Source organism: Salinarimonas sp. NSM (genome assembly GCF_052380005.1).
Lineage (GTDB): Bacteria > Pseudomonadota > Alphaproteobacteria > Rhizobiales > Beijerinckiaceae > Salinarimonas.
Window position 1 is genome coordinate 1 of record NZ_JBQTCJ010000049.1, and the last position, 24,857, is coordinate 24,857.

Sequence of the window (24,857 nt, forward strand, 5' to 3'; positions counted from 1 at the left end):
GCCAGAACAAGGCGGAGTTTCGCAGAGGAATCCTGTAGGGGAAGGTGGCTCGGCGGAGAAGCCGACGAGACGGATGGGGCGCGCGGGACGCGCGTTCGGCGAAGCCGACATGCGACGGTGGCGGCGGACACGGTGCTATTCCGCTTCGCGGAACGCGTCGCTCCGCGCCGCGCCCCATCCGTCACCGGCTTCGCCGGCGACACCTTCCCCTACAAGGAAGGAGAAGGACGCCGCAGCTTTCGAGCAATCACTGCGACGCCACTCCGGCGAAATCCGATCGGCGCGAAGACGTCTCGCTGGCTCACCCTCAATCCAAGTGAAACTTCGCCCACTCCCGGTGCTCGGCGGCGATCTTGCGCACGGTCCCGGTGGCGGAGCGATACACCACCGTCTCGGTCTCGATGACGTCGGGGCCGAACTTGACGCCCATGGTGAGCGCGGAATCCGTCACGCCGGTGGCGGCGACGATGACGTCGCCGGAGGCGAGCTCGCCCACGTCGTACTTCTTGTTCGGGTCCTTGACGCCCATGCCGAAGGCGCGCTCGCGCTTCTCCTCGGTGTCGAGGATGAGGCGCCCCTGCATCTGGCCGCCGATGCAGCGCAGGGCGCCCGCCGCGATCACGCCCTCGGGGGCCGCGCCGATGCCGAGATAGAGGTCGATGCCGGTCTTGGCCGGGTCGGTCGTGTAGATCACGCCGGCGATGTCGCCGTCGGAGATCAGCCGCACCGCAGCGCCGGTGGCGCGCACCTCGGCGATGAGGTCGTGGTGGCGCGGCCGGTCGAGGATCAGCGTGGTGATCTCGGAGGGCGCGACGCCCTTGGCCTTGGCGAGCGCGTGGATGTTGTCGGTGGCCGACGCGTCGAGGTCGACGACGCCCGCGGGGTAGCCCGGCCCCACCGCGATCTTGTGCATGTAGACGTCGGGCGCGGCGAGCAGCGTGCCGCCCTCCGCCATCGCCATCACGGCGATCGAGCCCGGCATGTCCTTGGCGCACAGCGTCGTGCCCTCGAGCGGGTCGACGGCGATGTCGACCTTCGGGCCCTTGCCGTTGCCGACGCGCTCGCCGATGAACAGCATCGGCGCCTTGTCGCGCTCGCCTTCGCCGATGACGACGGTGCCGTCGATGCCGAGACGGTTGAGCTCGCGGCGCATGGCGTCCACCGCCGCCTGATCCGCGGCCTTCTCGTCGCCGCGCCCGCGCAGGCGTGCCGCGGAGACGGCGGCACGCTCGGTGACGCGCACGAGCTCGAGCGTCAGGATGCGCTCGATGAACACGTTCGGGACGATGTGTGACGGCGGCTTCATGAACCGGACCTCCTTCTCGGCCTCGTGGCGCGCGTCGGGCGCCCGGCCATGACGACAACGGCGCTCACTCGCGCTCGATCCGGATCACCTGCGGCGGCTCGGCCACGTGGCCGTCCGCGTCGATGCGCGCGAGCGCCTCGCGGATCGCCGCCTCGGTGGTCGCGTAGGTGATGAGCACCACCGGCACCGGCGCGCCCGAGCGGCCGGACGGATCGGCGTCGGCGGTGCGGGCGCGGTGCTGGATGATGCTCTCGAGCGAGATGTCGGCCTGTGCCATGCGTGTGGCGATCCCCGCCGCCGAGCCGGGCCGGTCGAAGACCGACAGGCGGATGTAGTAGCCGCCCTCGTGGCGTTGCATCGGCGCGCGCTCCGGCGCGGCGAGGCGGTCCGCCGGGATGCCGAAGGTCGGGCGCACGACGTCGGCGGCGACGTCGCAGATGTCCGCGATCACGGCGGACGCCGTGGCGTCGCCGCCCGCGCCGGGGCCGATGAGGCTGAGCTCGCCGACCGCGTCCGCGTCGATGGTGACGGCGTTCGTGACGCCCATCACCTGCGCCAGCGAGGAGGTGCGCGGCACCATGGTGGGATGGACGCGCTGCTCGATACCGGTCGGCGTGCGCTCGGCGACGCCGAGCAGCTTGATGCGGTAGCCGAGCTCGGCCGCCATGCGCAGGTCGAGCGGCGTGATCTTGGAGATGCCCTCGACGTAGATCGCGTCCGGGTCGAGCGCGACGCCGAAGGCGAGCGAGGTGAGGATCGCGAGCTTGTGGGCCGTGTCGAAGCCCTCGACGTCGAAGGTCGGGTCGGCCTCCGCGTAGCCTAGGCGCTGCGCGTCGGCGAGGCATTCCGCGAAGGAGAGCCCCTCCGCCTCCATGCGCGTGAGGATGTAGTTGCAGGTGCCGTTGAGGATGCCGGAGACCCGCGCCACCCGGTTCCCCGAGAGCGCCTCGCGCAGCGCCTTCACCACCGGCACGCCGCCGGCGGCCGAGGCCTCGAAGGCGAGCGCGACGCCGCGCTCTTCGGCGAGGCGCGCGAGCGCCATGCCGTGCCTGGCGAGCAGCGCCTTGTTGGCGGTGACGACGTGCTTGCCGGCCCCGAGCGCCGCCTCGACGAGGGCGCGCGCCGGCCCCTCCTCGCCGCCGATCAGCTCGACGACGCAGTCGACGTTCGGGTCGCGCGCGAGCGCCAGCGGATCGGCGTGCCAGGCGGCGCGGGAGAGATCGACGCCGCGGTCGCGCCCGCGGTCGCGAGCGCACACGGCGGTGAGCGCCATCGGCCGCCCCGCCCGCATGGCGAGGCCGTCGGCGTTGCGCGCCATCAGCCGCGCCACGCTCGCGCCCACGGTGCCCAGCCCGGCGATCCCGACCCGCAACGGTTCCCTCATCGACCCGATCCCTCCTCGGCGCCGGCCCACGGGCCGGCCGGTGAGCGGCGCGACGGTATTGCACCCTTTCCCGACCGCTTTCAAGGAAGGTCGCGCGGACGGCCACGGTCGTCCGAGACGCTCGCGTTCGGAAAACCGAATGTGTCCCCGCGCCCGACTCCGCCGCGACGGAGCCTCGGGTGCGCAACGCCTCGCCGCTCGATTCGCGACAGCGACCAGGCCGTTGACGGCCTGGCGGCGTTCTCTTAAAAGAACGATCGTTCTTTCGTCAAGACGCCTACAGAGGACGCGCTCATGACCGACCGCACCCCAGGGTTCAGCACGCTCGCCATCCACGCCGGCGCGACGCCGGACCCGACGACCGGGGCGCGGGCGACGCCGATCTACCAGACGACGTCGTTCGTCTTCGACGACGTCGACCACGCCGCCTCGCTCTTCGGCCTGCAGGCCTTCGGCAACATCTACTCGCGCATCGGCAACCCGACCTGCGCCGTGCTCGAGGAGCGCGTCGCCGCGCTCGAGGGCGGCACCGCGGCGCTCGCGGTGGCGTCGGGCCACGCGGCCGAGTTCCTGACCATGCACGCCCTGATGCAGCCGGGCGACGAGTTCGTGGCCGCGAAGAAGCTCTACGGCGGCTCGATCAACCAGTTCAACCATTCCTACAAGAACTTCGGCTGGACGGTGCGCTGGGCCGACACGGAGGATCTCTCCACCTTCGAGGCGGCGATCAACGAGCGCACGAAGGCGATTTTCATCGAATCGATCGCCAATCCCGGCGGCGTGATCGTCGACATCGCCGGCATCTCGGCGATCGCCAAGCGCCACAAGCTGCCGCTCATCGTCGACAACACCATGGCCTCGCCGTACCTGTGCCGGCCGATCGAGCACGGCGCGGACATCGTCATCCACTCCGCGACGAAGTTCCTGGGCGGTCACGGCACCTCCATCGCCGGCGTGCTCGTGGACGGCGGGACGTTCGACTGGGCGGGCGACGAGCGCTACCCGATGCTCTCCAAGCCGCGTCCGGAATACGGCGGCATGGTGCTCGGCGAGACATTCGGCAACTTCGCCTTCGCGATCGCAACGCGCGTGCTCGGCCTGCGCGACCTCGGCCCGGCGCTCTCGCCCTTCAACGCCTTCATGATCCTGCAGGGCATCGAGACGCTGCCGCTGCGCATGCAGCGCCATTGCGACAACGCGCTCGTCGTGGCGCGCTTCCTCGCCGAGCATCCGGCCGTCGAGTGGGTGTCCTACCCGGGCCTGCCGGGCAACCCCTACAACGGGCTCGCCGAGCGCTACTGCCCGAAGGGCGCGGGCGCGGTCTTCACCTTCGGCCTCAAGGGCGGCTTCGACGCGGGCGTCGCGCTCGTCTCGAAGCTCGAGCTGTTCTCGCACCTCGCCAACATCGGCGACACGCGCTCGCTGATCATCCACCCGGCCTCCACGACCCACCGCCAGCTGACCGACGCCGAGCGCGTCGCCGCCGGCGCCGGGCCCGACGTGGTGCGCCTGTCGATCGGGCTCGAGGATCCGGAGGACCTGATCGCGGACCTGGCGCAGGCGCTGGGCTGAGGCGGCCTCCCGCCCCCTCGGGGCGGGGACGATCCGAGAAAGCGGATCAGGGGCGGGGTCCCCCGGCGCGACGCCCGCCCCCCCTTCCCTTCCGCGGCGCCGTCCGCCAAGCTCCGCAGCGTCACGCCCGCCCTCCGGAGCTCTTCCCCCATGCTCGCCATCGGCGACGACAACCCGCTGCGGCACGTCCGCAGCGCATACGTCAACCACGCGCTGATCGCGATCTGCGTGCTCGCCTACTTTCTCGTCCCCGAGACGGCGGTCGAGTACGCCCTGCTGCCCGCGCAGCTCGTCGATGCGGGAGGCGCCATCGCGCTCTCCGCGCCGGCCACGGGCGGCGTGCCCGGCTGGGCGACGCTCCTCACCTACACCTTCCTGCACGCGGGGCTCCTGCACCTCGCCGCCAACATGATCACGCTGTGGGTGTTCGGCGACAACGTGGAGGACGCGCTCGGGCATTGGCGCTACGCCCTCTTCTTCCTCCTCGCCGGCGCGGCGGGCGGGCTCGCGGAGGCGGTCCTCACCGGCAACCCGGACGTCCCCGTGGTCGGCGCGAGCGGGGCGGTCTCGGGGGTGATGGGGGCATACCTGTTGCTGCATCCGCGCGCGAAGATCTTCGTGTTCGTCGGCTACCGCGTGCCTGTCGCGCTTCCGGCGGGGATCTTCGTCGGCTTCCTGATCGCGCTCAACCTCGCCATGGCGCTCGCGGGCGACACCGCGGCCATGGTCGCCTGGTGGGCGCACGTGGGCGGCTTCGCGGCGGGGATGATCCTCGTCGTGCCGTTGCGCCACCGCGACGTGGCGCTTTTCCAGCCCGCACACGACATCCCGGAGCGCACCAGGCGCTTCGCCTTCGCCCGCCGCTTCGTCATCGACCTGACGCCGAAGGCACCGCGCGGCCTGCGACGCTCCTTCGGGGAGCGGGCGGCGGCGGTGGTGAAGGCGATCGCGTTCTTCGTGGCGATCATGCTCGTCGTCGAGCTGTTCGTGCCGTGACGCGTCGCGATTCGCCTCCAGGTCGCTCGCGCGTGGACAGGCGCCGCGGACGGCGGTAGGAGCGAGGGGTCGATCCCCCTGTCGATCCCCCGTCGATCCCCCCGTCGATCCCCCGAGCCGCCGGTCCCGCCATGACCCAGCCCGACCCCGCGCATCCGCCACGCGAGCCCCGCAGCGAGGCGCACGACGCGCCGCACCACGAGCCCGCCTCCGCGGTCCTCGCCCGCGTGGGCGAGGAGGCGCCGGGCGAGCGCATCCCGCTCGGCACGCTCGTCGATGCGCTGGGCGAGCGCACCTTCGGGCTCGTGATGCTGGTGCTGGCGCTGCCCTGCGCGATCCCCTTCCTCTACGGCGTGCCGCAGATCGTCTCGGTGCCGATGGTCTTCGTCGCGGCCCAGCTCGTGATCGGCCGCCGGGCGCTCTGGCTGCCGCAGGGCTTGCGCGCGCGCGCCTTCTCCAAGGCGGACTATGCGGGGATGATCGCCCGTGCTCGCCCCTGGCTCCTGCGCTTCGAGCGCCTCGCCCGCCCGCGCCTGACCTTCCTCGCGAGCGGCCCCTCCGAGCGCCTCGTCGGCCTCGCCATGCTCGTCGCGTCGCTCTCGATCGCCGTGCCGCTGCCGCTGACCAACACCGTGCCCGGCATCGGGGTGGCGATCATCGCGGTGGGGCTGATCGAGCGCGACGGGCTCCTCGTGCTGGCGGGCGCGGCCGTCGCGCTCGTCTGGATCGGCTTCCTCGTGTTCGCAGGCGCCACCGTGATCGACGTGCTGCTCGGCCTGCTCTGAGCGCAGGCGCGCCGCCCCGTCCCGACCTTTCGTCGGCGGGCGGGGATTTCGGGGCTTGCGTCCGCCCGGCGACGCCGATATATGCCCTGTCACCGACGGGCGAGTTCGTCCGTGCCATGGTATTCCGGCGTGGCGCAGCGGTAGCGCAGCGGACTGTTAATCCGTTGGTCGTAGGTTCGAATCCTACCGCCGGAGCCAAATCCTCAACAAAATCAAACGCTTGGTAGAGACGCAGGCGGGACGGCACGCGGTTTCCCGCGTGCGTCCGGTGACGCTTCGCGCCACCTCTGCGGCCGGAAGTCGCGCGCCTCGGGCGGTTCAATCGCACGCCGAAGCTTCGTACAAGGGCGCGACGGCGACCGTCGAGGGAGGATCGTTTGGCCGGGCCCGCGCTCGTGTGGTTTCGCGAGGATTTCCGCATCGCGGACAATCCCGCCCTGACGCACGCCGTCGAGACCGGCGCGCCGGTCCTGTGCGTCTATCTCCACGACGAGGAGAGCCCGGAGGTCCGCCCGCTCGGCGGCGCGGCGCGCTGGTTCCTGCACGGCTCGCTCGAGGCGCTCGCGCGGTCGCTCGGGGAGCGCGGGGGCGAGCTCCTCATCCTGCGCGGGGCGGCACGCGAGGCGATCCCGCGGATCGCGCGCGAGACCGGCGCCGCCCACGTCGTCTGGAACCGCCGCTACGGCGCCGAGCGGGAGATCGACGCCGCCGTCAAGGCGACGTTGAAGGAGTCGGGCCACGCGGTGAAGAGCTTCAAGGCCCGCGTCCTCTACGAGCCCGGCGAGGTGACGACGAAGACCGGCGGGCTCTACAAGGTCTTCACCCCCTACCGCAACGCCACGCTCGCCTACGACCCGCCGCCGCCGCCGCTGCCGGCGCCGGCCCGAATCGCGAAGGCGACCTGGCCCGAGGCTCTGCGCGCGCAGGCGGTCCGCCTCGCCGATCTCGGGCTCGAGCCGGCGGCGCCGGACTGGGCGGGCGGCCTGCGCGCGGCCTGGACGCGCGGCGAGCCGGGCGCGCAGGCGCGGCTCGCGGCCTTCCTCGACGGGCCGCTTTCGGGCTACGCCGGCACGCGCAACCGCCCGGACCTCGAGACCACGTCGATGCTCTCCGCGCACCTGCGCTTCGGCGAGATCTCGCCGCGCCAGGTCGTGCACGCCGCGCTGCATGCGCGCGACGCGGGGCGCATCCCCCCCGAGGACTACGACATGCTGCGCTCCGAGCTCGGCTGGCGGGACTTCTCCCACCAGCTCCTGTTCGCGCAGCCCGACATCGCGCGCACGAACATGGTGCGCAGCTTCGACACCTTCCCCTGGCGCACGGACGAGGCGGCGCTCGAGGCCTGGCGGCGCGGGCGCACCGGCTACCCGTTCGTCGACGCCGGCATGCGCCAGCTCTGGGAGACCGGCTTCATGCACAACCGCGTGCGGATGGTCGTGGGCTCCTTTCTCGTCAAGCACCTGCTCGTCGACTGGCGCCACGGCGAGGACTGGTTCTGGGACACGCTCTGCGACGCCGATCCCGCGAACAACGCCGCCTCCTGGCAATGGGTGGCGGGCTCGGGCGCGGACGCCGCGCCCTACTACCGGATCTTCAACCCCGTGGCGCAGGGCGAGAAGTTCGACCCCGCCGGCGACTACGTCCGACGCTTCGTGCCCGAGCTCGCCCGGCTCCCGGCGCATGTGATCCACCGCCCCTGGGAGGCGCCGCGGAACGTGCTAGAGAAGGCCGACGTCGCGCTCGGGGAGACCTATCCGGTCCCGATTGTGGCGCACGAGGAGGGCCGGCGCCGCGCGCTCGACGCGCTGGCACAGATGAAGAAGACGGCGGCGTGACGCGAATTCCTGGTGACGGCAGCGGAGCGGGCGGCAAGCGCATCGCGGTGGTGGGATCGGGCATCGCCGGCAACGGCGCGGCCTGGGCGCTCTCCGTCGCGTCTGCGCACGAGATCACGGTCTACGAGAGCGAGCGGCGCGCCGGCGGGCACGCCGAGACCGTCGAGATCGACTACGACGGCGTGCGGATGCCGGTCGACATCGGATTCATCGTCTACAACGAGCCGAACTACCCCAACCTCACCCGCCTGCTCGAGCGGCTGGGCGTGGAGACGCAGGTCTCCGACATGAGCTTCTCGGTCTCGCGCTTCGACGACAGGCACGGGATCGAGCTCGCCTGGACCTCCCGGGCGTCGGCGCTGCTCGGCGGCATCCTCCCCCTCGGCCTCGCGATCCCCTCCCCGGTCCATCTGCGGGTCGCCCGCGACATCGTGCGCTTCAACCGGCGCGGGACGGCGGACCTCGAGGCGGGACGGCTCGACGGCCTGACGCTGGGCGACTACCTCGCCCGCGAGCGCTATTCGCAGCGTTTCCGCGAGGACTACGTCGTCGCCATGGGCTCGGCGATCTGGTCGATGCCGCCCGGTGACATCCTCGCCTTTCCGGCGGCGACGTTCCTCGCCTTCTTCGCCAACCACCGCCTGCTGCGGATGGACCGGCCGACCTGGCGAACGGTGACGGGCGGAAGCCGCAGCTACGTTCGCCGCCTCGTTGCGCCGTTCGCCGAGCGGATGCGGCTCGGCGCGCCGGTGACGCGCGTCTCCCGCGAGCCGGACGGCGTGCGCGTCGCCACCGCCGACGGCGGCTCGACCCGCTACGACGACGTCGTTCTCGCCTGCCACGGCGATCAGGCGCTGGCGCTCCTCGCCGACCCCACGCCGGCCGAGCGCGCGATGCTGGGCGCGATTCGCTATCGCGCCAACACGGTCTGGCTGCACCGCGACGAGAGCCTGATGCCGCCGGGGCGGTCCGCCTGGGCCGCCTGGAACGTGCTCAAGCGCGACCGCGACGAGGTCTGCGTCACCTACTGGATGAACGCGCTCCAGGGGCTCGACCCCGCGCGCCCGCTCTTCGTCTCGCTCAACCCGCCGCGTCCGCCGCGGGAGGAGACCGTCTTCGCGCGCACGGACTACGCCCACCCGCAGTTCGACCAGGCGGCGATCGCGGCTCAGGCTGCGCTGGCGGGGCTGCAGGGGCGTGACCGGATCTGGTTCTGCGGGGCGTGGACCAGGTACGGCTTCCACGAGGACGGCCTGCATTCGGGCCTCGCCGTCGCGGAGGCGCTCGGCGCCGCGGCGCCCTGGCGGGTGACGCCCCGCGCCTTCGGGACCGAGGCGGCGTGAGCGCGAACCGCGACAGTGCGGGCCCGCCCGCCTGGCTCTACGTCGGCGACGTCATGCACGCGCGCCTGCGGCCGCGGGCGCATCGCTTCCGCTATCGCGTGCTGGCGCTGTGGATCGATCTCGATCGGCTCGACGAGGCGGGCCGGCTCTCGCCGCTCTTCTCGGTGGGGCGTGCGAACCTCGTCGCCTTCCAACCGCGCGACCACGGCGCGCAGGGCGCGCGGCCGCTGGCGGACTGGGCGCGCGCGACCTTCGCCGCGCACGGCGTCGCCGCCGAGCGGGTGCGGCTCCTCGCCTACCCGCGCATCCTCGGCTTCGCCTTCAACCCGATCGCGCTCTACTACGGCTACGCGGGCGAGGGGAACGAGACGGAGCGCCACGTCGGCACGATCGCGGAGGTGCGCAACACGTTCGGCGAGCGCCACGTCTACGTCCTGCCCGCGGGCGCCGGCCGGCCGCGGGCCGAGAAGGCGCTGCACGTCTCCCCGTTCCTGACCATGGACCACGTCTACCGCTTCGGGCTCGAGCCGCCCGCGGAGACGGCCAGGGTCTCGATCGTCGAGCACGACACGCACGGGCCGGTCCTCACCGCCGTCTTCGCCGGGCGCCGGCGGACGCTGGCGACGGCGGGGCTCGCAGCCGCCCTCGCCCGCACGCCGCTGATGACCGCCAAGGTCGTCGTCGCGATCCACTGGGAGGCGCTGCGGCTTTGGGCGAAGGGCGTGCCCGTCGTTCCGCATCCGCGCCGCGCGCGCTGATCCGGGGGCTCGCTGCATGGCACGTCCCGGCATGGCACGCCCGATCACGCGCGAGACCTTCGCGGAGGCGACCCGGGGCCTGCCGTTCCTGCTGCGGCGCATGCTCGCGATCGCGCTTCGGCTGGAGGCGGGCCGCCTGACCATCGTCGCGCCCGACGGGCGCACGCTCGCCTTCGGCGGGGCGCGTCGCGGACCCGACGCATCCATGACGATCCGCGACGCGGGTCTCGCCCGGCGCGTGCTGCTCGCGGGCGAGATCGGCTTCGGGGAGGCCTATTGCGACGGCCTCTTCGACACGCCCGACCTCGGCGCGCTGCTGATGCTGCTCGCGGCGAACCGGCCCGAGCGCGGCCGCATCGTCGAGGAGCCGCTGCCGCTGCGGCTTCTCCGGCGCCTGCGCGAGGCGACGCGGCGCAACACCCGCGCGGGCGCGAGACGCAACATCGCCGAGCACTACGACCTCGGGGAGGCGTTCTACGCCGCCTGGCTCGACGGGAGCATGACCTACTCGAGCGGGGTCTTCGCCACGGGCGCCGAGACCCTGGAGGAGGCGCAGGCGCACAAGCACCGGCTGCTCGCCCGCGCGACGGGCATCGGCCCCGAGGATCGCGTGCTCGAGATCGGCTGCGGCTTCGGCTCGTTCGCGCTGTGGGCGGCGCGAGAGATCGGCTGCCGCGTCACCGCGCTGACGATCTCGCGCGCCCAGCACGACCGGGCCGCCCGCGCCATCGCCGCGGCGGGTCTTTCAGAGCGCATCGACCTGCGATTCGAGGACTACCGCGACGTCCGGGGGACTTACGACCGGATCGTCTCGATAGAGATGTTCGAGGCCGTGGGCGAGGCCTATTGGGACGCCTTCTACGAGGCGATGACGGCGCGCCTGCGCCCCGGCGGGCGGGCCGGATTGCAGCTCATCACCATCCGCGACGACCGCTACGAGACGTACCGCACGCGGGTGGACTTCATCCGCCGGCACGTCTTTCCCGGCGGCATGCTGCCGTCCGACGCGATCGTCGCGGGGCTCTCCGAGCGCCACGGCCTGCCGATCGTCGCCGACGCCTCCTACGCCGCGGACTACGCCCGCACGCTGCGCGAGTGGCGCGAACGTTTCGACGCCGCGTGGCCGACCATCTCGACGTTGGGCTTCGACGCCCGCTTCCGGCGGCTGTGGACCTACTACCTCGCCTATTGCGAGGTCGGCTTCGCGACGCGAAACACCGACGTGAGGCAGGTGGTGCTGGAGAAGCCCGGCTGACGCGCCGCCGGGCTCCCGCGCGGCATCGGCCGCGGCGCTCGATCCTGCACGCCCCACACCCCCCGCCCCTCTCCACGAGGGAGAGGGGAGTCCCGGCGCGGGTGTCGCGACGCGCTCGCGAGGCCACCCCGCGTCGAAGAGCACGCACCGCGTATGCCGTCCGCCGACGCGCTCCCCTCTCCCTCGTGGAGAGGGGTCGGGGGTGTGGGGCGTCGGTGGCGCGGGAACGGCTCGTGATGGCTCCCGCACGGCATCGGCGGCGAGACGATTCTGCCCCCCACACCCCGCGCCGCTCTCCGCCAGGGAGAGGGGAGCCCCGGCGCGGGTGGCGCCACGCGCCGGGTCAGCCGCGCTCGAAGACGTAGTTCAGCTTCGTCTTCGCGACGATCCGGTAGCCGGCGTCCTGGACGATGCGGGCGAGGTCGACCTGCCAGCGGCCGGAGCCGTCCTCGACGATCATCAGGCTCGGCCAGAGCGATGGGGGCGCCTCGCGCAGGAAGGGCTCGAGGATGACGTCCTCCGCGCCCTCGACGTCGAGCTTGATCGCGTCGACACGCTCGAAGCCCTCGCGCCGCACGAGGTCGAGCAGCGTCGTCGCCGGCACGCGGATGGCGCTCGCGCCGCCCGAGCCGACGATCTTCATCGAGGTCTCGCCCGAGTTCGACGGCTCGAGGAAGAGCGTCAGCTCGCCCGCCTTGTCCGCCACGGCGCAATCGATCGCCTTGACCGTCGCGAACGGGTTGAGGCGCACGTTGTAGACGAGCCGATCGAACACGTCGGGCTGCGGCTCGACGCACAGGATGCGCGCGTCCCGCCCGGCGCGGGCGGCGACGAAGAGCGCGTAGGCGCCGATGTTCGCGCCGATGTCGATGAACGTGAAGCCCGGGCCGATGCGCTCGGCCAGGATCTCCCGCTCGAGGCCGTCGAAATATTGCGGCGTGAACAGGATCCGCTTCTCGCAGACGTTGTTGTAGGGGTAGAGCCGGAACTTCGCCCCCAGCGTCTCGATGTCGACCGGTCGCCCCGCGAGCCGCTTGACGGCGAGGCGGCGCAGGAGGAAGGAGACGCGCTTGGACAGCCAACCGTCGCCGGCCGCACGGGTGCGCTCGATGAGCCAGCGCACCAGGCCGTCGGGGGAATGGGCGCCGTAGGGCGCGGGCTCGTTCGTCACGGATCTCGACCTCGTCTGCCGCCGGGCGGATGACGCGCGCGCGGGCGGCGCACCGGCGGCGCGTCTTCCTGCCATCCCCGGCGCGGCGGGGCAAGCGTGACGGAGGCGCCGAGACGCCGAGCGGCCTTTGCGCGAGGCCGCTCGCGCGCTTATTGTCTCCCGGGACAGGAACAGGATGCGATGACGCTCGAAGACACCGACCAGATCGAACGCCGCGCCGGCGGCAAGTCGCCGCCGATCCACGGCCCGGAGGCGTTCGAGGCGATGCGCCGGGCCGGGCAGCTGACGGCGAAGGCGCTCGATCTCATGGTCGAGCACGTCGCGCCCGGCGTCACCACCGAGGCGCTCGACAAGCTCGCCTTCGAGTTCGCCATGGACCACGGCGCCTATCCCGCGCCGCTGTTCTACCGCGGCTACCCGAAGGCGATCTGCACCTCGATCAACCACGTCGTCTGCCACGGCATCCCCAACGACAAGCCCCTGCGCGAGGGCGACATCGTCAACATCGACATCACGCTCATCGTCGATGGCTGGCACGGCGATTCGAGCCGCATGTACTATGTCGGCGCCGTGCCCCGCAGGGCCGAGCGGCTGTGCGAGATCACCTACGAGGCGCTGATGCGCGGCATCGCGGCGGTCAAGCCCGGCGCGACCACCAACGCCATCGGCGCGGCGATCCAGGCCTATGCCGAGGGCGAGCGCTGCTCGGTGGTGCGCGACTTCTGCGGCCACGGGCTCGGCCGCGTCTTCCACGACGCGCCGACCATCCTGCACTTCGTCGAGCCGGCCTACGACGTGCCGCTCGAGGCGGGCATGCTCTTCACCATCGAGCCGATGATCAACCTCGGGCGCCCGCACGTGAAGGTGCTCGGCGACGGCTGGACGGCGGTGACGCGCGACCGCTCGCTCTCCGCCCAGTTCGAGCACACCGTGGGCGTGACCGAGACGGGCTGCGAGATCTTCACCCTCTCGCCGAACGGCTGGGACAAGCCGCCCTACCGCGGCTGAGGCGGGCGCGACGCACTGCGCGACGGAGAGGACGGCGATGACGCAGACGCCCGCGCCGGCCCCGGTGCTCTCGCAGGCCGCGCGGGTCTGGGTGCTCGCGGGCACGATCCTCGCCTCCGCCATGGCCTTCATCGACGGAACCGTCGTCCACGTCGCCCTGCCCGCGCTCCAGGCCGATCTCGGCGCGGGGTTCACGGCCCTGCAATGGGTGGTGAATGGATACGCGCTGACGCTCGGCGGGCTGATCCTCGTCGGCGGTGCGCTCGGCGACAGGGTCGGTCGCCGCCGCGTCTTCGTGTGGGGCATCGGCCTCTTCGCGATCGCCTCGCTCGCCTGCGCGCTCGCGCCGACAGCGAGCACGCTAATCGCCGCACGGCTCGTGCAGGGCGTCGGCGCGGCGCTCCTCGTGCCGCAGTCCCTCGCGATCATCGCGGCGTCCTTCCCGAAGGACGTCCGCGGGCGCGCCATCGGCGTCTGGGCGGGCGCGTCCGCGATCACGACGGCGCTCGGCCCGCCGCTCGGCGGGTTCCTCGTGGATGCGCTGTCGTGGCGCGCGGTGTTCTGGATCAACCTGCCGCTCTCGGCGGGGGCGATCTGGATCGCGCGCGCACACATGCCGGCGGACCGCGGCGCGGGCGCGGCCGAGGGCCCGCTCGACTGGCCCGGGGCCGTGCTGGCCGTCGTCGGCTTCGGCCTCGTCACGCTCGCGCTGACCCTCGCCTCCGAGGCGGGCGTCTCCATCCTCCTCGTCGCCGCCGTCCTCGCGACCGGAATCGGGACTCTCGTCGGCTTCGTGGCGGTGGAGGCGCGGGCGGCGAGCCCGCTGATGCCGCTGTCACTCTTCGCCAGCCGCTGCTTCGCGGGCGCGAACCTGCTCACGATGTTCCTGTACGCCGCCTTCGTGACGGCGCTGTTCCTGCTGCCGTTCGAGCTGCAGAGCCGCCGCGGGCTCTCGGCCACCGAGGTGGGCCTGACCATGCTGCCGATCGGCCTCGTGATCGGGGTCGGCTCGCGCTTCTCCGGCGCGCTGGCCGACCGGATCGGGCCGCAGACGCCGCTCGCGCTCGGCTCCGGCCTCGTCGCGCTCGGCGCCGGCTGGCTCGCCCTCGCCCCGCCCGGCTACTGGATCGGAATCGTCGTGCCGATCGTGAGCATGTCCTGCGGCATGGCGCTCGCCGTGGCGCCGTTGACGACGAGCGTCATGAACGCCGTCGACGAGGCACGCGCCGGCGCGGCGTCCGGCGTCAACAACGCCGCGAGCCGGCTCGCAGGGCTCTTCGGCGTCGCCATCGCGGGCTCGCTGGCGAGCGCGCGGTTCTTCGCGGAAGCGGGCGCGGCGGCGGGGCCGGATGCGCGCTTCGGCGTCCTGCCGGCGCCGAGCGATCCCGGAAGAGCGGCTCTGGAAGGTGCGTTCCTCTCGGGGTTCTCGGGGGCGCTGTGGCTCGCCGCCACCTGGGCGGCGATCGCCGCCGTGGTCGCTTGGCGCCTGCCGCGCCCGACCCGGGAGGCGGCACCGTGAGCGATCGAGGGCGCCTGCTCGGGATCGATCCGGCCCGCTTTCGCGTTGCGACAGCCATGAAGCACGGCCGCCTCCTCCTCGCCACCGCCCTCGAGAACCGCGCGACGCTCCTCGTCCTCGCCGTCTTGGCCGGGGGTGTGTGGGGCTTCATCGCGCTCGCCGACGAGGTCCTCGAGGGCGAGACGCACGCCATCGACGAGGCGATCCTCGTCGCGCTCCGCGTACCCGGCGACCTCTCGGACCCGATCGGCCCCGGCTGGTTCGAGGAGATGATGCGCGACTTCACCGCGCTCGGCGGCACCGGCGTGCTCACGCTCCTCACCGCGATCGTGGTCGTGTTCCTGCTCGCGGCGAAGCTGCCGCGCGCCGCGCTCGCGGTCGCGCTCGCCGTCGGCGGCGGAATCCTGCTCTCGACGCTGCTGAAATCCGGCTTCGACCGCCCGCGGCCAGACCTCGTGCCGCACGGCAGCATCGTCTACACGGCGAGCTTCCCGTCGGGCCACTCGATGATGTCGGCGACGGTCTACCTGACGCTCTCCGCCCTGGTCTCGCGCGTGCTGACGCGGCGTCGGCTGCGGATCTACATCGTCTCCGTCGCGGTCCTGCTGACGCTCCTCGTCGGGGCGAGCCGGGTCTATCTCGGCGTCCATTGGCCCACGGACGTGCTCGCCGGCTGGACGGTGGGCGCGGTCTGGGCGCTGGGCGCGTCGATGATCATGCTGCGCCTGCAGCTGACCCGCGCCGTCGAGCGGCCCGACACGGCGCGGATCGAGTAGTGGCGGGCGGCGCGCTCAGCGCGGCTCGAGCGAGTCGGCGAGCGCGCGGAAGCGGGGCGTCCACGTCTCGCGCTCGGCGTCCTTCGCCACGCCCAGCACCCTGATGAAGCCCGTATCGGTGAAGCGCAGAGTCTGCTGGACGACGACCGGCACGCCGGACGGCTCGGTCGCGGTCGCCTGGATCTCGTGCCAGTCCGCATTGTCCTGGCGGAAGCCCTGCGACCGCTCGATCCGCACGTCCGAGAGGCCGGCGAGGCCCTGGACGGCGCGGCGCGCGAAGTCGTCGCGGCGCTCCTCGGGGGGCGAGATCTCCTGCGAGGCGGCGACGATGACGACCGGCTGGTCCGCGCCCTGGACGACGTTGTCCTCGCCCTCGGTGAGGAGCACGGAATTGCCGCCGGTGACGCGCACGGGGCGGAATCCGGCGCGATCGCCGACGTCGAAGGGCAGCGCGGCGATCTGCTCCTCGAGCCCGGGCGGCGCTCGCAGGGCGATCGTCTCGAGCGCCGCCTCGATCGCCTGGCGGGTGTAGGCGGGCTGGAGCGGGACGCGCTGGGCGATCACGAGGGCGACCTGCTCGGGCGTGCGGGCGGCGACCACCCACTTGTCGACCGACAGGCTCTGCTGGAGCCGCTGCTCGCCCGACACCTTGAACGCCTCCGACGCGCCCTCGATCGTGATCTCCTCGCGCTGCGGGTCCGAGAAGCCCTGCTCGGGCAAGCTCTCCAGGGCATAGCGCCGCGAGATCGCCTCCCACTCCTCCGGAGGCGCGGTGATCAGCGCGAGAAAGGTGCCGTCCTGCGGGTTCTCGAAGCCGAGGAAGCGCGTCGAGGGCCGCATGCCGGGCAGCGGCGCGACGCCGATCGAGGCGCCCGGGAGGAAGGTCACCTGCTCCACCGGGCGCGCGTCCGACGGCGGCGCGGCGGGGGCGCCCGCGGGCGCCTCGTTCTGCTGGGACAGGGCCGGCGCGCTCGCCAGCGCCAGCAGCGCGAGGGCGGTGGCGGAGCGCAGGCCGCGGCGAGGGCGGCGGGGGCGTGCGGTCATGGAAGTCCTCCGATCGGGGCGTCGGGGCGGCCGGGCGGGGTCACGCGGCGCAGGGTGAGGTTGATGCGCCCGGGCGCGTCGAGCAGCGTCGCGGTGCCGGGCAGGATGCGGTCGACGCCGTGGAAGGCGAGCCGCGAGGGGCCGCCGATCACGACCGCGTCGCCCGACGCCAGCCGGATCGAGCGCGTGGGCGCCTTGCGCTCGGTGCCGCCGAAGCGGAAGACCGCCGTGTCGCCGAGCGAGAGCGAGACCACCGGCGCATCGAGATCGGCCTCGTCGCGATCCTGGTGCAGGCCCATCCGCGCCGCCGGCTCGTACCAGTTGATCAGGCAGGCCTGCGGCGGATGAGGATGACCGGCGAGCGCCTCCCAGGCCTCGCGGACGATGTCGGGCATGGCCGGCCAGGGCGCGCCGGTCGCCGGATGGGTCGGCTGGTAGCGATAGCCCGCCTCGTCGGAGACCCAGCCGAGGTCGCCGCAGTTCGTCATGCGCACGGAGAAGGGCTTTCCCGTGCGCGGCATGCGCGGCGTGAACAGCGGCGCAGCGCGCACCACGGCGCGCACGGCGTCGCGCAGGCGCGCCTGCGCCTCCCGGTCCAGGTACCCGGGGACGTGTAAGAGCCCCGGCGCCAGCGCGAGCCGCGGGGCGCTCACGTGTCGATCGTCTCCTTGGAGACGACACGCGTGTCCTCGCCGAGCCGATAGACGAAGGGGATGCCGGTCGGCAGCTCGAGCTTGGAGACCTCCTCGGTCGTCATTCCGTCGAGCACCATCATCAGCGCGCGCAGCGAGTTGCCGTGGGCGGCGACGAGCACCCTCTTCCCACGCATGACTCGGGGCAGGATCTCGCGGATGTAGTAGGGCAGCACGCGCGCGACCGTGTCCTTGAGGCTCTCGCCGCCCGGCGGCTGGACGTCGTAGGAGCGTCGCCAGATGAACACCTGCTCCTCGCCCCATTTGGCGCGGGCGTCGTCCTTGTTCAGCCCCGCGAGGTCGCCGTAGTCGCGCTCGTTGATCGCGGCGTCCGCGATGGTCTCGAGGCCCGGCTGGCCGAGCTCGTCGAGCATGATCGCGCAGGTTCGCTGCGCGCGCGACAGCGCCGAGGTGAAGGCGACGTCGAACGTGTAGCCGCGCTCCTTCAGCCGCCGCCCGCCGAGCCGCGCCTCCTCGACGCCGAGCTCGGTGAGGTCGGGGTCCTTCCAGCCGGTGAAGAGGTTCTTCTTGTTCCAGTCGCTCTGCCCGTGGCGGGCGAGCACGAGGAGACGCTCCATGGGGGACTGGTCCTTCTCGTTGGCGAGGGTGGTGGGGTCAATCGAGGCCGAGCACGTCGGCCATGGAATGGAAGCCGGGCGGGCGACCGCGCGCCCACAGCGCCGCCTGGACCGCGCCGCGGGCGAAGAGGCCGCGGTCCTCGGCGACGTGGCGCAGCTCGATGCGCTCGCCGGACCCTGCGAGGATCACCGCATGCTCGCCGACGACGCTGCCGCCGCGCAGGGTCGCGAAGCCGATGTCGCCCTCGCGCCGGGGGCCGACGTGCCCGTCGCGGCTGCGCACGGCCTTCTCGTCGAGGGACACGCCGCGACCCTCCGCGGCGGCGGCGCCGAGCAGCAGCGCGGTGCCGGAGGGCGCGTCGACCTTGTGGCGGTGGTGCATCTCGACGATCTCGACGTCGAACTCCGGCCCGAGCGCGCGCGTGGCGCGCCGCACCAGGCTCGCGAGCAGGTTGACGCCGAGAGACATGTTGCCGGACTGGACGACGCAGCAACGCGCGGCGGCCGCGCGCAGGGCGTCGAGGTCCTCCGCGGAGAGACCCGTCGTGCCCACCACGTGGGCGATTCCGCGCGCGGCGCACAGGCCGGCGAGCGCCGTCGTGGCGGCGGGGGCGGTGAAGTCGATCACGGCCTCCGCGCCCTCGAGCGCGCGCTCCGGATCGTCGCCGACCGTGACGCCGAGCGCGGGCAGGCCGGCGAGCACGCCGGCATCCGCGCCGAACCCGTCCGCCCCGGGGCGCTCGAAGGCGCCGGAGAGGGCGCAGCCCGGCGTCTCGACGATCGTCCGCACCAGCGTCCGGCCCATCCGCCCGGACGCGCCGACCACCGCGAGCCGCATGTCGCTCATCCCGCTCTCCTTCCGCCTGCACCGGGGGGTATAGGACGGCGAGGCGCGGGAGGAAAGTGGCGGGGACCGCGGCGCTGCCGAGGCATCACAGGTCGGTGCGGTTCTGGCCCGGCGCGAAGACACGCAGAATGAGGACGTCCACATTCTCGATCGGCGTGCCCGGCAGATCCGGCTCGGCTTCGTAGATGATGGCGTGTCCCCGCACGTAGCGCACCCGCATGCCCGGATGGCTCCTGCTCGGAGCCCACCGGAACGGTGCGAGAGCGACGTCGTCGACGGCGTCGAGTATCTGGAAGAGCATCTCGGCCGCCGCCCGCCCTGCACCCGGCTGCGTGAGCCATCCGCGAATGTCGTCGAGATCGCGCGCGGCCGCGGGCGCGAGCGATAGTCGTGCCGGCATCGGTCGTCAGCGCAGCCGCGGCGAAGACGTGTCCGGGATGGAGATCGGACGCCCCTCTCTCAAAGCGCGGAGGAGTTCGCGGGCGTCGTCGCCCTTGATCGCGTGACCGTCAGCGATCTCCCTGCGTGCCTCTTCGATCAGCTCGCGCTCGTACGCGATGCGCGCGTCGCGCTCGGCCTGGCTTTCGGACGTCGGCTGCTGAGGGCCGCGGTGCAGAAATCGAGTGACCATCGCCATTCTCGTCAATCGCCAGGTGGCTGAATGTACGCAGCGACACCGTGGTTTCCACCGAGTTCGCGGCAAACCGACGCCGGCCGCCCTCTTGAGTATGTCTACCGACGCTTCGACAACTTGTCAATTATGCCGATGCTCGTTGACGTCCCGTACCTCCCCGCCCTACAGCAACCGCCCCTGCCCGTCCTCGTCCGTGTTCCGCGTCGCGCGCCCACGCGCCGCGCGGGGCTCCTCCGGGGCCGGGGCTTCCCCGTCGAGCGCCACGATGTTCTGGGCGTCGTCGTTCGCCACCTTGTTCACCCGCTGCGAGACCGGGACCATGTCGATCCACGCGTCCGGGCAGGGGCGTGCGAGCGCGCGGGCCTCGACGTCGCTCGTGCCCGTCGCGTCGAGCCAGCGCGGCACGTCCTCGCGCGAGAGGATCGCCGGCATGCGGTGGTGGATGGCCGACAGCGTTCCGTTGGCGTCGGTGGTGACGATGGCGGCGGTGTCGATCTCGCCCCCGCTCGGATCACTGTAGGTCTCCCACACACCGGCCATCGGCATCGGCCCGCCGGATGCCATGCGGATCAGGTAGGGCGCCTTGACGCGGCCCTCGCGGCGCCACTCGTAGAAGCCGTCGGCGAGGAAGACGCAGCGCCGGCGCTTCATCGCCGCCTTGAAGGTCGGCTTCTCGAGCAGCGTCTCGGCGCGCGCGTTGATGACGAGCGGGAAGTCCTTCGGGTCCTTGGTCCAGGAGGGCAGGAAGCCCCAGCGCACAAGGCGGAACCGCGGTGCGCCCGCCTCGTGCACGACGACCGGCACGGGCTGCGTCGGCGCCACGTTGTAGCGCGCGGGGAAGTTCGGCGTCTGCGCATAGCCGAAGGTGTCTCGGAAGACCTCCGGCGTCGAGGTGATGATGAAGCGGCCGCACATGTCGCACCTCGTGGTCGCGGGGATCCGGGTCCGGGCGCCCGTGTCGGAAACGAGGGTAATACTTTATTCGGTCCCGTGCGCCAGGATGAGAGACCTTCCGATCCCGACGGCGCACCATCCATGCACGGCCCGATCGACGAGACGCGAGCGGCGCCGGCGCCCGAGGGCGCCGATGCGACGGCGGGCGGTCTCTCGAACGACTATCTCAATCACTTCAGCGAGGTCCTCATGCTCGTCGAGCTGGCGGCCGAGGACGAAGGCGCGTTCGACGATCTCGCCGCCTGGCGGCCGGTGGGCTACCCGGCCTACTTCGCAGCCTCGCACCTGCGCCGCGCGCCCGCCGCGCGGGCCGCCTACGAGGCGCTCCCCGCGCAGCGACGGGAGGCGTTCGAGACGCTGACGCGCGCCATGGACCGGCTCGCGACGACCGCCATCCGGGCGCTGCGCCCGCCCTGCGAGCCGCAGGACGCCGCGCACGTGGCCGACGTCACCGGCCCGGCGCTGCGGCGGCTGATCGCGCGCGCGAGCGCCTTCCTCAATTCCGGCGGCCGCGAGCTGCCCGACGAGGCGGAGGTCGAGGCCGCCCAGCAGGCGATCGACCGCCTGCTCGAGCGCACGCCCTCGGAGGCCGGCTGATGCCGGTGCGCCCGATCCTGCGCTGGCCCGACCCGCGGCTCGCGACGCCCGCCGCGCCCGTCGGCACGCCCGACGCCGCGATCCGCGCGCTCGCCGACGATCTCCTCGACACGATGCGGGCCGCACCCGGCGTCGGCATCACCGGCCCCCACGTCGGCGCGATCCTCCGGGTCGTCGTGCTGGAGCTGCCCGGTGACGCCGCGCCGACGGTCTACTGCGATCCGCGGGTGGTGTGGGCCTCGGACGAGACGGCGCGCTTCACGGAGGGCTCCGTGTCGATGCCGGGCGTCGGCGACGAGGTGGAGCGGCCCGCATCGGTGCGCGTCGCCTACGTCGACCTCGACGGCCGGGCGCGCGAGGAAACGGCCGAGGGCTTCCGCGCCGCATGCCTGCAGCACGAGATCGACCAGCTCGACGGGATCTTCTGGCTGCGCCGCCTCGGGCGCGTGCGCCGTGAGCGGGCGGTGAAGCGCTGGGAGAAGGCGCGGCGCGGCTGAGATCGATGATCAGTTGTTCGTCGGCAGGATCGACAGCGGCCCCGGCCCCGCCGGCATCGCCGTGGGCGCATTCGCCCGCGGCAGGGGAGCCGGTGTCGTACCCAGCCGCTCCTGGAGGCCGGCCGCGCGGGCCTGCGTCCAGCGCGCCGCGCACAGGCCCTGGCGCTCCTCGCCCTCGTAGCGGGCGCAGGCGGTGACGCGCTCCGCCGAGAAGCCCGCCTGCTCGGCGAGGACGGAGCGGAGCGCATCGCCGTCGCTGCGCTCGGCCAGCGTGCGGAAGGCGGCACGTACCGCCTCGTCGGCCTCCACGAGATCGCGCTCGAGCCGCGCGGGATCGGTCGGCAGCACGTCCGGCTGCGGGCCCCAGACACCGGCGGGATCGACCCGGCAGTCGGCCGCCTCGAAGGTGCACGCGCCCTCGTGCCACAGGAGGGCGGCGTCGGCGAAGAGCGTCACCACGACAGGGCAGGCGGACGCCGCGAGCCGGTAGCGGGCATAGCGCCCGAGCGGCGCCACCGGGGTGAGCGCGACGCCCGCCTCCCCCTCCGCGATGGTCACCGCGCAGGCCTCCTGCGGATCGGAGATGCCCCGCCCCTCCAGCGTCAGCGTCACGGCGAGGCCCTGCGCCGATCGGGCGATGTCGAGGGCGCCCTCGCGGGCGTTGCGGTGGAGCGTCAGCTCGGTGATGTCCGCCGGCGGCGGCAGGGCCGGCGCGGCCTGATCGGCGACGGCGCCCGCTGGAGCCCCGGGGGCGGGCGCGGTCGGCACGTCCGGGGCGGTCGGCAGGGACGGCGCGGCGGGGCTCGCCGGCGCGGCGGGTGACGGGATCGGCGCCGGCGGCTGGGAGAACTGCGCGCCCGGCAGCTCCAGCGGCTGCGCCGTCGCGAGCGGCGCCGCGCCGAACGCGATCGGGGCGAGGACGAACGGGAACGCGAGGACGCGGAGGGCTCTGGAAGGCAAGTACCGGCACCCGGGCGGTTGCGATGGCGCGACCCTAGGCGAGGCGGGTCCGGGTGTCCATCGCTGGTCCGAGAACGACGTGCACGAACGACGTCGAAGCCACCGTCACCCTTGAACCGCCGCCCCCGCCCGCCCATGTCCCGCCTTGCGGCGTGATTTGGGCACGCCTATATCAGCCGCGTTCACGAAGGGGCCGGATGCCTGGGGGGCGGACGGCTCGAAATCGCAAGCGAAAGCAACCTGCTAGGCAATCTTAAGTCAGCCATGGGCCGAGTCGCTTCGGGGCTCGGCGGTCTGCTTGAAAGTGAGGGATCCCGCCATGGGTAAGGTCATCGGTATCGATCTGGGCACGACGAACTCCTGCGTCGCGGTGATGGAGGGCACGACGCCCAAGGTCGTCGAGAACGCGGAGGGCGCGCGCACCACGCCCTCGATCGTCGCCTTCACCGACGAGGGCGAGCGCCTCGTCGGCCAGCCGGCCAAGCGCCAGGCCGTCACCAATCCGGAGCGCACCTTCTTCGCGATCAAGCGCCTGATCGGGCGCACGTTCGACGATCCGACGACGAAGAAGGACCAGGAGCTCGTCCCCTACAAGATCGTTCGTGGCGGCAACGGCGACGCCTGGGTCGAGTCGGACGGCAAGCAGTATTCGCCCTCGCAGATCTCCGCCTTCACGCTGCAGAAGATGAAGGAGACCGCGGAGAGCTATCTCGGGCAGCCGGTCACCCAGGCCGTGATCACCGTCCCCGCCTACTTCAACGACGCCCAGCGTCAGGCGACGAAGGACGCCGGCAAGATCGCCGGCCTCGAGGTGCTGCGCATCATCAACGAGCCGACGGCGGCCGCGCTCGCCTACGGCCTCGACAAGAAGCAGACCGGCACGATCGCGGTCTACGACCTCGGCGGCGGCACGTTCGACATCTCGATCCTCGAGATCGGCGACGGCGTCTTCGAGGTGAAGTCGACGAACGGCGACACCTTCCTCGGCGGCGAGGACTTCGACATGCGCGTGGTCGAGTACCTCGCGGCGGAGTTCAAGAAGGAGCAGGGCATCGACCTGACGAAGGACAAGCTCGCGCTCCAGCGCCTCAAGGAGGCGGCCGAGAAGGCGAAGATCGAGCTCTCGTCCACGACGCAGACCGAGATCAACCTGCCCTACATCACCGCCGACGCGTCGGGCCCCAAGCACCTCGCGCTCAAGCTCTCGCGCGCCAAGTTCGAGAGCCTCGTCGACGACCTGATCCAGCGCACCGTCGAGCCCTGCAAGAAGGCGCTCAAGGACGCGGGCCTCAACGCCGGGCAGATCGACGAGGTCGTGCTCGTCGGCGGCATGACCCGCATGCCGAAGGTGCAGGAGACGGTGAAGTCCTTCTTCGGCAAGGAGCCCCACAAGGGCGTCAACCCCGACGAGGTCGTGGCCATCGGCGCCGCGGTCCAGGCCGGCGTGCTCCAGGGCGACGTCAAGGACGTGCTCCTGCTCGACGTGACGCCGCTGTCGCTGGGCATCGAGACGCTGGGCGGCGTGTTCACCCGCCTGATCGACCGCAACACCACGATCCCGACCAAGAAGGCGCAGGTCTTCTCCACGGCCGAGGACAGCCAGAACGCCGTGACGATCCGCGTCTTCCAGGGCGAGCGGGAGATGGCGGCCGACAACAAGCTGCTCGGCCAGTTCGACCTCGTCGGCATTCCGCCCGCCCCGCGCGGCGTGCCGCAGATCGAGGTCGCCTTCGACATCGACGCCAACGGCATCGTCAACGTCCAGGCCAAGGACAAGGCGACCGGCAAGGAGCAGGCGATCCGCATCCAGGCCTCGGGGGGCCTCTCCGACGCGGACATCGAGAAGATGGTCAAGGACGCCGAGGCGCACGCCGCCGAGGACAAGAAGCGCCGCGAGCTCGTCGAGGCGCGGAACCACGGCGAGGCGCTCGTCCACTCCACCGAGAAGTCGCTCAAGGACTACGGCGACAAGGTCTCGGAGGACGACCGCCAGGGCATCCAGACCGCGATCGACGCCCTGCGCGAGGCGCTCGGCGGCGAGGAGCTCGAGACCATCAAGTCGCGCACCAACGACCTGATGCAGGCCTCGATGAAGCTCGGCGAGGCGATGTACAAGGCCCAGGCCGAGGGCGGCGACGCCGGTGCCTCCGCCGAGGGTGGCGCCGAGCAGAAGAGCGACGAGGACGTCATCGACGCCGACTTCCAGGAGGTCGACGACGAGGACAAGAAGAAGCGCGCGTGACGAGCGCGCGCTGAGTGAACCGGCGCCGCGTCCGATCGGGCTCTCCGCGAGCCCGGCGGGCGCGGCGTCCGCGTGTCCACGACGAACCGCCCGCACGGGACCCT

Annotated in this window: 24 protein-coding genes and 1 tRNA gene; 14 read left to right on the forward strand and 11 right to left on the reverse strand. The window is 72.4% G+C overall.

What is annotated here, in order from left to right; translation table 11 throughout:
• Positions 1–307: 307 nt before the first annotated feature.
• Complete coding sequence (gene glpX / locus ACTZWW_RS16455) at positions 308–1,306, reverse strand: class II fructose-bisphosphatase (RefSeq protein WP_444782056.1); 999 nt, start codon at positions 1,304–1,306, stop codon at positions 308–310.
• A gap of 64 nt (positions 1,307–1,370) precedes the next feature.
• A complete protein-coding gene (locus ACTZWW_RS16460; protein WP_444782057.1) occupies positions 1,371–2,690 on the reverse strand; it encodes a homoserine dehydrogenase in 1,320 nt (439 codons plus the stop codon).
• Positions 2,691–2,984: 294 nt separating this feature from the next.
• Here ACTZWW_RS16460 and ACTZWW_RS16465 point away from each other — a divergent pair, with 294 nt between their 5' ends.
• The 8 genes from ACTZWW_RS16465 to ACTZWW_RS16500 all read left to right on the forward strand — a co-directional run bounded on the left by ACTZWW_RS16465 (position 2,985) and on the right by ACTZWW_RS16500 (position 11,234).
• Positions 2,985–4,262, forward strand: a complete 1,278-nt coding sequence (locus ACTZWW_RS16465; RefSeq protein WP_444782058.1) for an O-acetylhomoserine aminocarboxypropyltransferase — start codon at positions 2,985–2,987, stop codon at positions 4,260–4,262.
• Positions 4,263–4,412: 150 nt separating this feature from the next.
• Positions 4,413–5,258, forward strand: coding sequence for a rhomboid family intramembrane serine protease (locus ACTZWW_RS16470; protein ID WP_444782059.1), 846 nt, complete (start codon positions 4,413–4,415; stop codon positions 5,256–5,258).
• 131 nt (positions 5,259–5,389) lie between these two features.
• The gene (locus ACTZWW_RS16475) at positions 5,390–6,043 is read left to right on the forward strand and encodes an exopolysaccharide biosynthesis protein (protein WP_444782060.1); all 654 of its coding nucleotides are present in this window, start codon (positions 5,390–5,392) and stop codon (positions 6,041–6,043) included.
• A 123-nt stretch (positions 6,044–6,166) separates the two neighbouring features.
• A tRNA-Asn gene (locus ACTZWW_RS16480) sits at positions 6,167–6,241 on the forward strand.
• Positions 6,242–6,420: 179 nt separating this feature from the next.
• Positions 6,421–7,878: a cryptochrome/photolyase family protein gene (locus ACTZWW_RS16485; RefSeq protein ID WP_444782061.1), complete on the forward strand. Its 1,458-nt coding sequence runs from the start codon at positions 6,421–6,423 to the stop codon at positions 7,876–7,878.
• Positions 7,875–9,221 (forward strand): NAD(P)/FAD-dependent oxidoreductase, encoded by a 1,347-nt coding sequence (locus ACTZWW_RS16490; RefSeq protein ID WP_444782062.1) that lies wholly within the window; start codon positions 7,875–7,877, stop codon positions 9,219–9,221. The genes ACTZWW_RS16485 and ACTZWW_RS16490 overlap by 4 nt, the downstream gene beginning before the upstream one ends.
• Complete coding sequence (locus ACTZWW_RS16495; RefSeq protein WP_444782063.1) at positions 9,218–9,979, forward strand: DUF1365 domain-containing protein; 762 nt, start codon at positions 9,218–9,220, stop codon at positions 9,977–9,979. The genes ACTZWW_RS16490 and ACTZWW_RS16495 overlap by 4 nt, the downstream gene beginning before the upstream one ends.
• Before the next feature lie 16 nt (positions 9,980–9,995).
• Positions 9,996–11,234 carry a class I SAM-dependent methyltransferase gene (locus ACTZWW_RS16500; protein ID WP_444782064.1) on the forward strand — a complete coding sequence of 413 codons (1,239 nt, stop codon included), beginning with the start codon at positions 9,996–9,998 and terminating at the stop codon, positions 11,232–11,234.
• A gap of 343 nt (positions 11,235–11,577) precedes the next feature.
• Here ACTZWW_RS16500 and ACTZWW_RS16505 read toward each other — a convergent pair whose 3' ends face one another.
• On the reverse strand, positions 11,578–12,405 hold the full coding sequence (locus ACTZWW_RS16505) for an FkbM family methyltransferase (RefSeq protein ID WP_444782065.1): 828 nt from the start codon (positions 12,403–12,405) through the stop codon (positions 11,578–11,580).
• Between the two features lie 180 nt (positions 12,406–12,585).
• Between ACTZWW_RS16505 and map the strand changes: the two genes are divergently transcribed.
• Genes map through ACTZWW_RS16520 form a run of 3 tightly spaced genes read left to right on the forward strand, consistent with a single transcriptional unit; the run spans position 12,586 to position 15,708 of the window.
• On the forward strand, positions 12,586–13,413 hold the full coding sequence (map, locus tag ACTZWW_RS16510; RefSeq protein ID WP_444782066.1) for a type I methionyl aminopeptidase: 828 nt from the start codon (positions 12,586–12,588) through the stop codon (positions 13,411–13,413).
• Between the two features lie 37 nt (positions 13,414–13,450).
• Positions 13,451–14,932 carry an MFS transporter gene (locus ACTZWW_RS16515; protein ID WP_444782067.1) on the forward strand — a complete coding sequence of 494 codons (1,482 nt, stop codon included), beginning with the start codon at positions 13,451–13,453 and terminating at the stop codon, positions 14,930–14,932.
• The gene (locus tag ACTZWW_RS16520) at positions 14,929–15,708 is read left to right on the forward strand and encodes a phosphatase PAP2 family protein (protein ID WP_444782068.1); all 780 of its coding nucleotides are present in this window, start codon (positions 14,929–14,931) and stop codon (positions 15,706–15,708) included. Before ACTZWW_RS16515 ends, ACTZWW_RS16520 begins: the two co-directional genes overlap by 4 nt.
• 15 nt (positions 15,709–15,723) lie before the next feature.
• Here the strand turns inward: ACTZWW_RS16520 and ACTZWW_RS16525 are convergent, their stop codons facing one another.
• The 7 genes from ACTZWW_RS16525 to ACTZWW_RS16555 all read right to left on the reverse strand — a co-directional run bounded on the left by ACTZWW_RS16525 (position 15,724) and on the right by ACTZWW_RS16555 (position 20,418).
• The gene (locus ACTZWW_RS16525) at positions 15,724–16,752 is read right to left on the reverse strand and encodes a hypothetical protein (RefSeq protein ID WP_444782069.1); all 1,029 of its coding nucleotides are present in this window, start codon (positions 16,750–16,752) and stop codon (positions 15,724–15,726) included.
• A complete protein-coding gene (locus tag ACTZWW_RS16530) occupies positions 16,749–17,405 on the reverse strand; it encodes an alpha-ketoglutarate-dependent dioxygenase AlkB family protein (protein ID WP_444782070.1) in 657 nt (218 codons plus the stop codon). The genes ACTZWW_RS16525 and ACTZWW_RS16530 overlap by 4 nt, the downstream gene beginning before the upstream one ends.
• Entirely contained in the window at positions 17,402–18,022 is a 621-nt protein-coding gene (locus ACTZWW_RS16535) for a 2,3-bisphosphoglycerate-dependent phosphoglycerate mutase (protein WP_444782071.1), read from the reverse strand. Before ACTZWW_RS16535 ends, ACTZWW_RS16530 begins: the two co-directional genes overlap by 4 nt.
• Before the next feature lie 37 nt (positions 18,023–18,059).
• Positions 18,060–18,869: a 4-hydroxy-tetrahydrodipicolinate reductase gene (gene dapB / locus ACTZWW_RS16540; protein ID WP_444782072.1), complete on the reverse strand. Its 810-nt coding sequence runs from the start codon at positions 18,867–18,869 to the stop codon at positions 18,060–18,062.
• Between the two features lie 85 nt (positions 18,870–18,954).
• Positions 18,955–19,269, reverse strand: coding sequence for a type II toxin-antitoxin system RelE/ParE family toxin (locus ACTZWW_RS16545; protein ID WP_444782073.1), 315 nt, complete (start codon positions 19,267–19,269; stop codon positions 18,955–18,957).
• A gap of 6 nt (positions 19,270–19,275) precedes the next feature.
• Entirely contained in the window at positions 19,276–19,506 is a 231-nt protein-coding gene (locus ACTZWW_RS16550; RefSeq protein WP_444782074.1) for a hypothetical protein, read from the reverse strand.
• 159 nt (positions 19,507–19,665) lie between these two features.
• A complete protein-coding gene (locus ACTZWW_RS16555) occupies positions 19,666–20,418 on the reverse strand; it encodes an SOS response-associated peptidase (protein WP_444782075.1) in 753 nt (250 codons plus the stop codon).
• Between the two features lie 120 nt (positions 20,419–20,538).
• Between ACTZWW_RS16555 and ACTZWW_RS16560 the strand changes: the two genes are divergently transcribed.
• Positions 20,539–21,054 (forward strand): hypothetical protein, encoded by a 516-nt coding sequence (locus tag ACTZWW_RS16560; RefSeq protein WP_444782076.1) that lies wholly within the window; start codon positions 20,539–20,541, stop codon positions 21,052–21,054.
• A complete protein-coding gene (locus tag ACTZWW_RS16565; RefSeq protein WP_444782077.1) occupies positions 21,054–21,551 on the forward strand; it encodes a peptide deformylase in 498 nt (165 codons plus the stop codon). The genes ACTZWW_RS16560 and ACTZWW_RS16565 overlap by 1 nt, the downstream gene beginning before the upstream one ends.
• A gap of 9 nt (positions 21,552–21,560) precedes the next feature.
• Here ACTZWW_RS16565 and ACTZWW_RS16570 read toward each other — a convergent pair whose 3' ends face one another.
• Positions 21,561–22,511, reverse strand: a complete 951-nt coding sequence (locus ACTZWW_RS16570) for a hypothetical protein (protein ID WP_444782078.1) — start codon at positions 22,509–22,511, stop codon at positions 21,561–21,563.
• Between the two features lie 319 nt (positions 22,512–22,830).
• Here ACTZWW_RS16570 and dnaK point away from each other — a divergent pair, with 319 nt between their 5' ends.
• Positions 22,831–24,753: a molecular chaperone DnaK gene (dnaK, locus tag ACTZWW_RS16575; RefSeq protein ID WP_444782079.1), complete on the forward strand. Its 1,923-nt coding sequence runs from the start codon at positions 22,831–22,833 to the stop codon at positions 24,751–24,753.
• Positions 24,754–24,857: the final 104 nt, after the last annotated feature.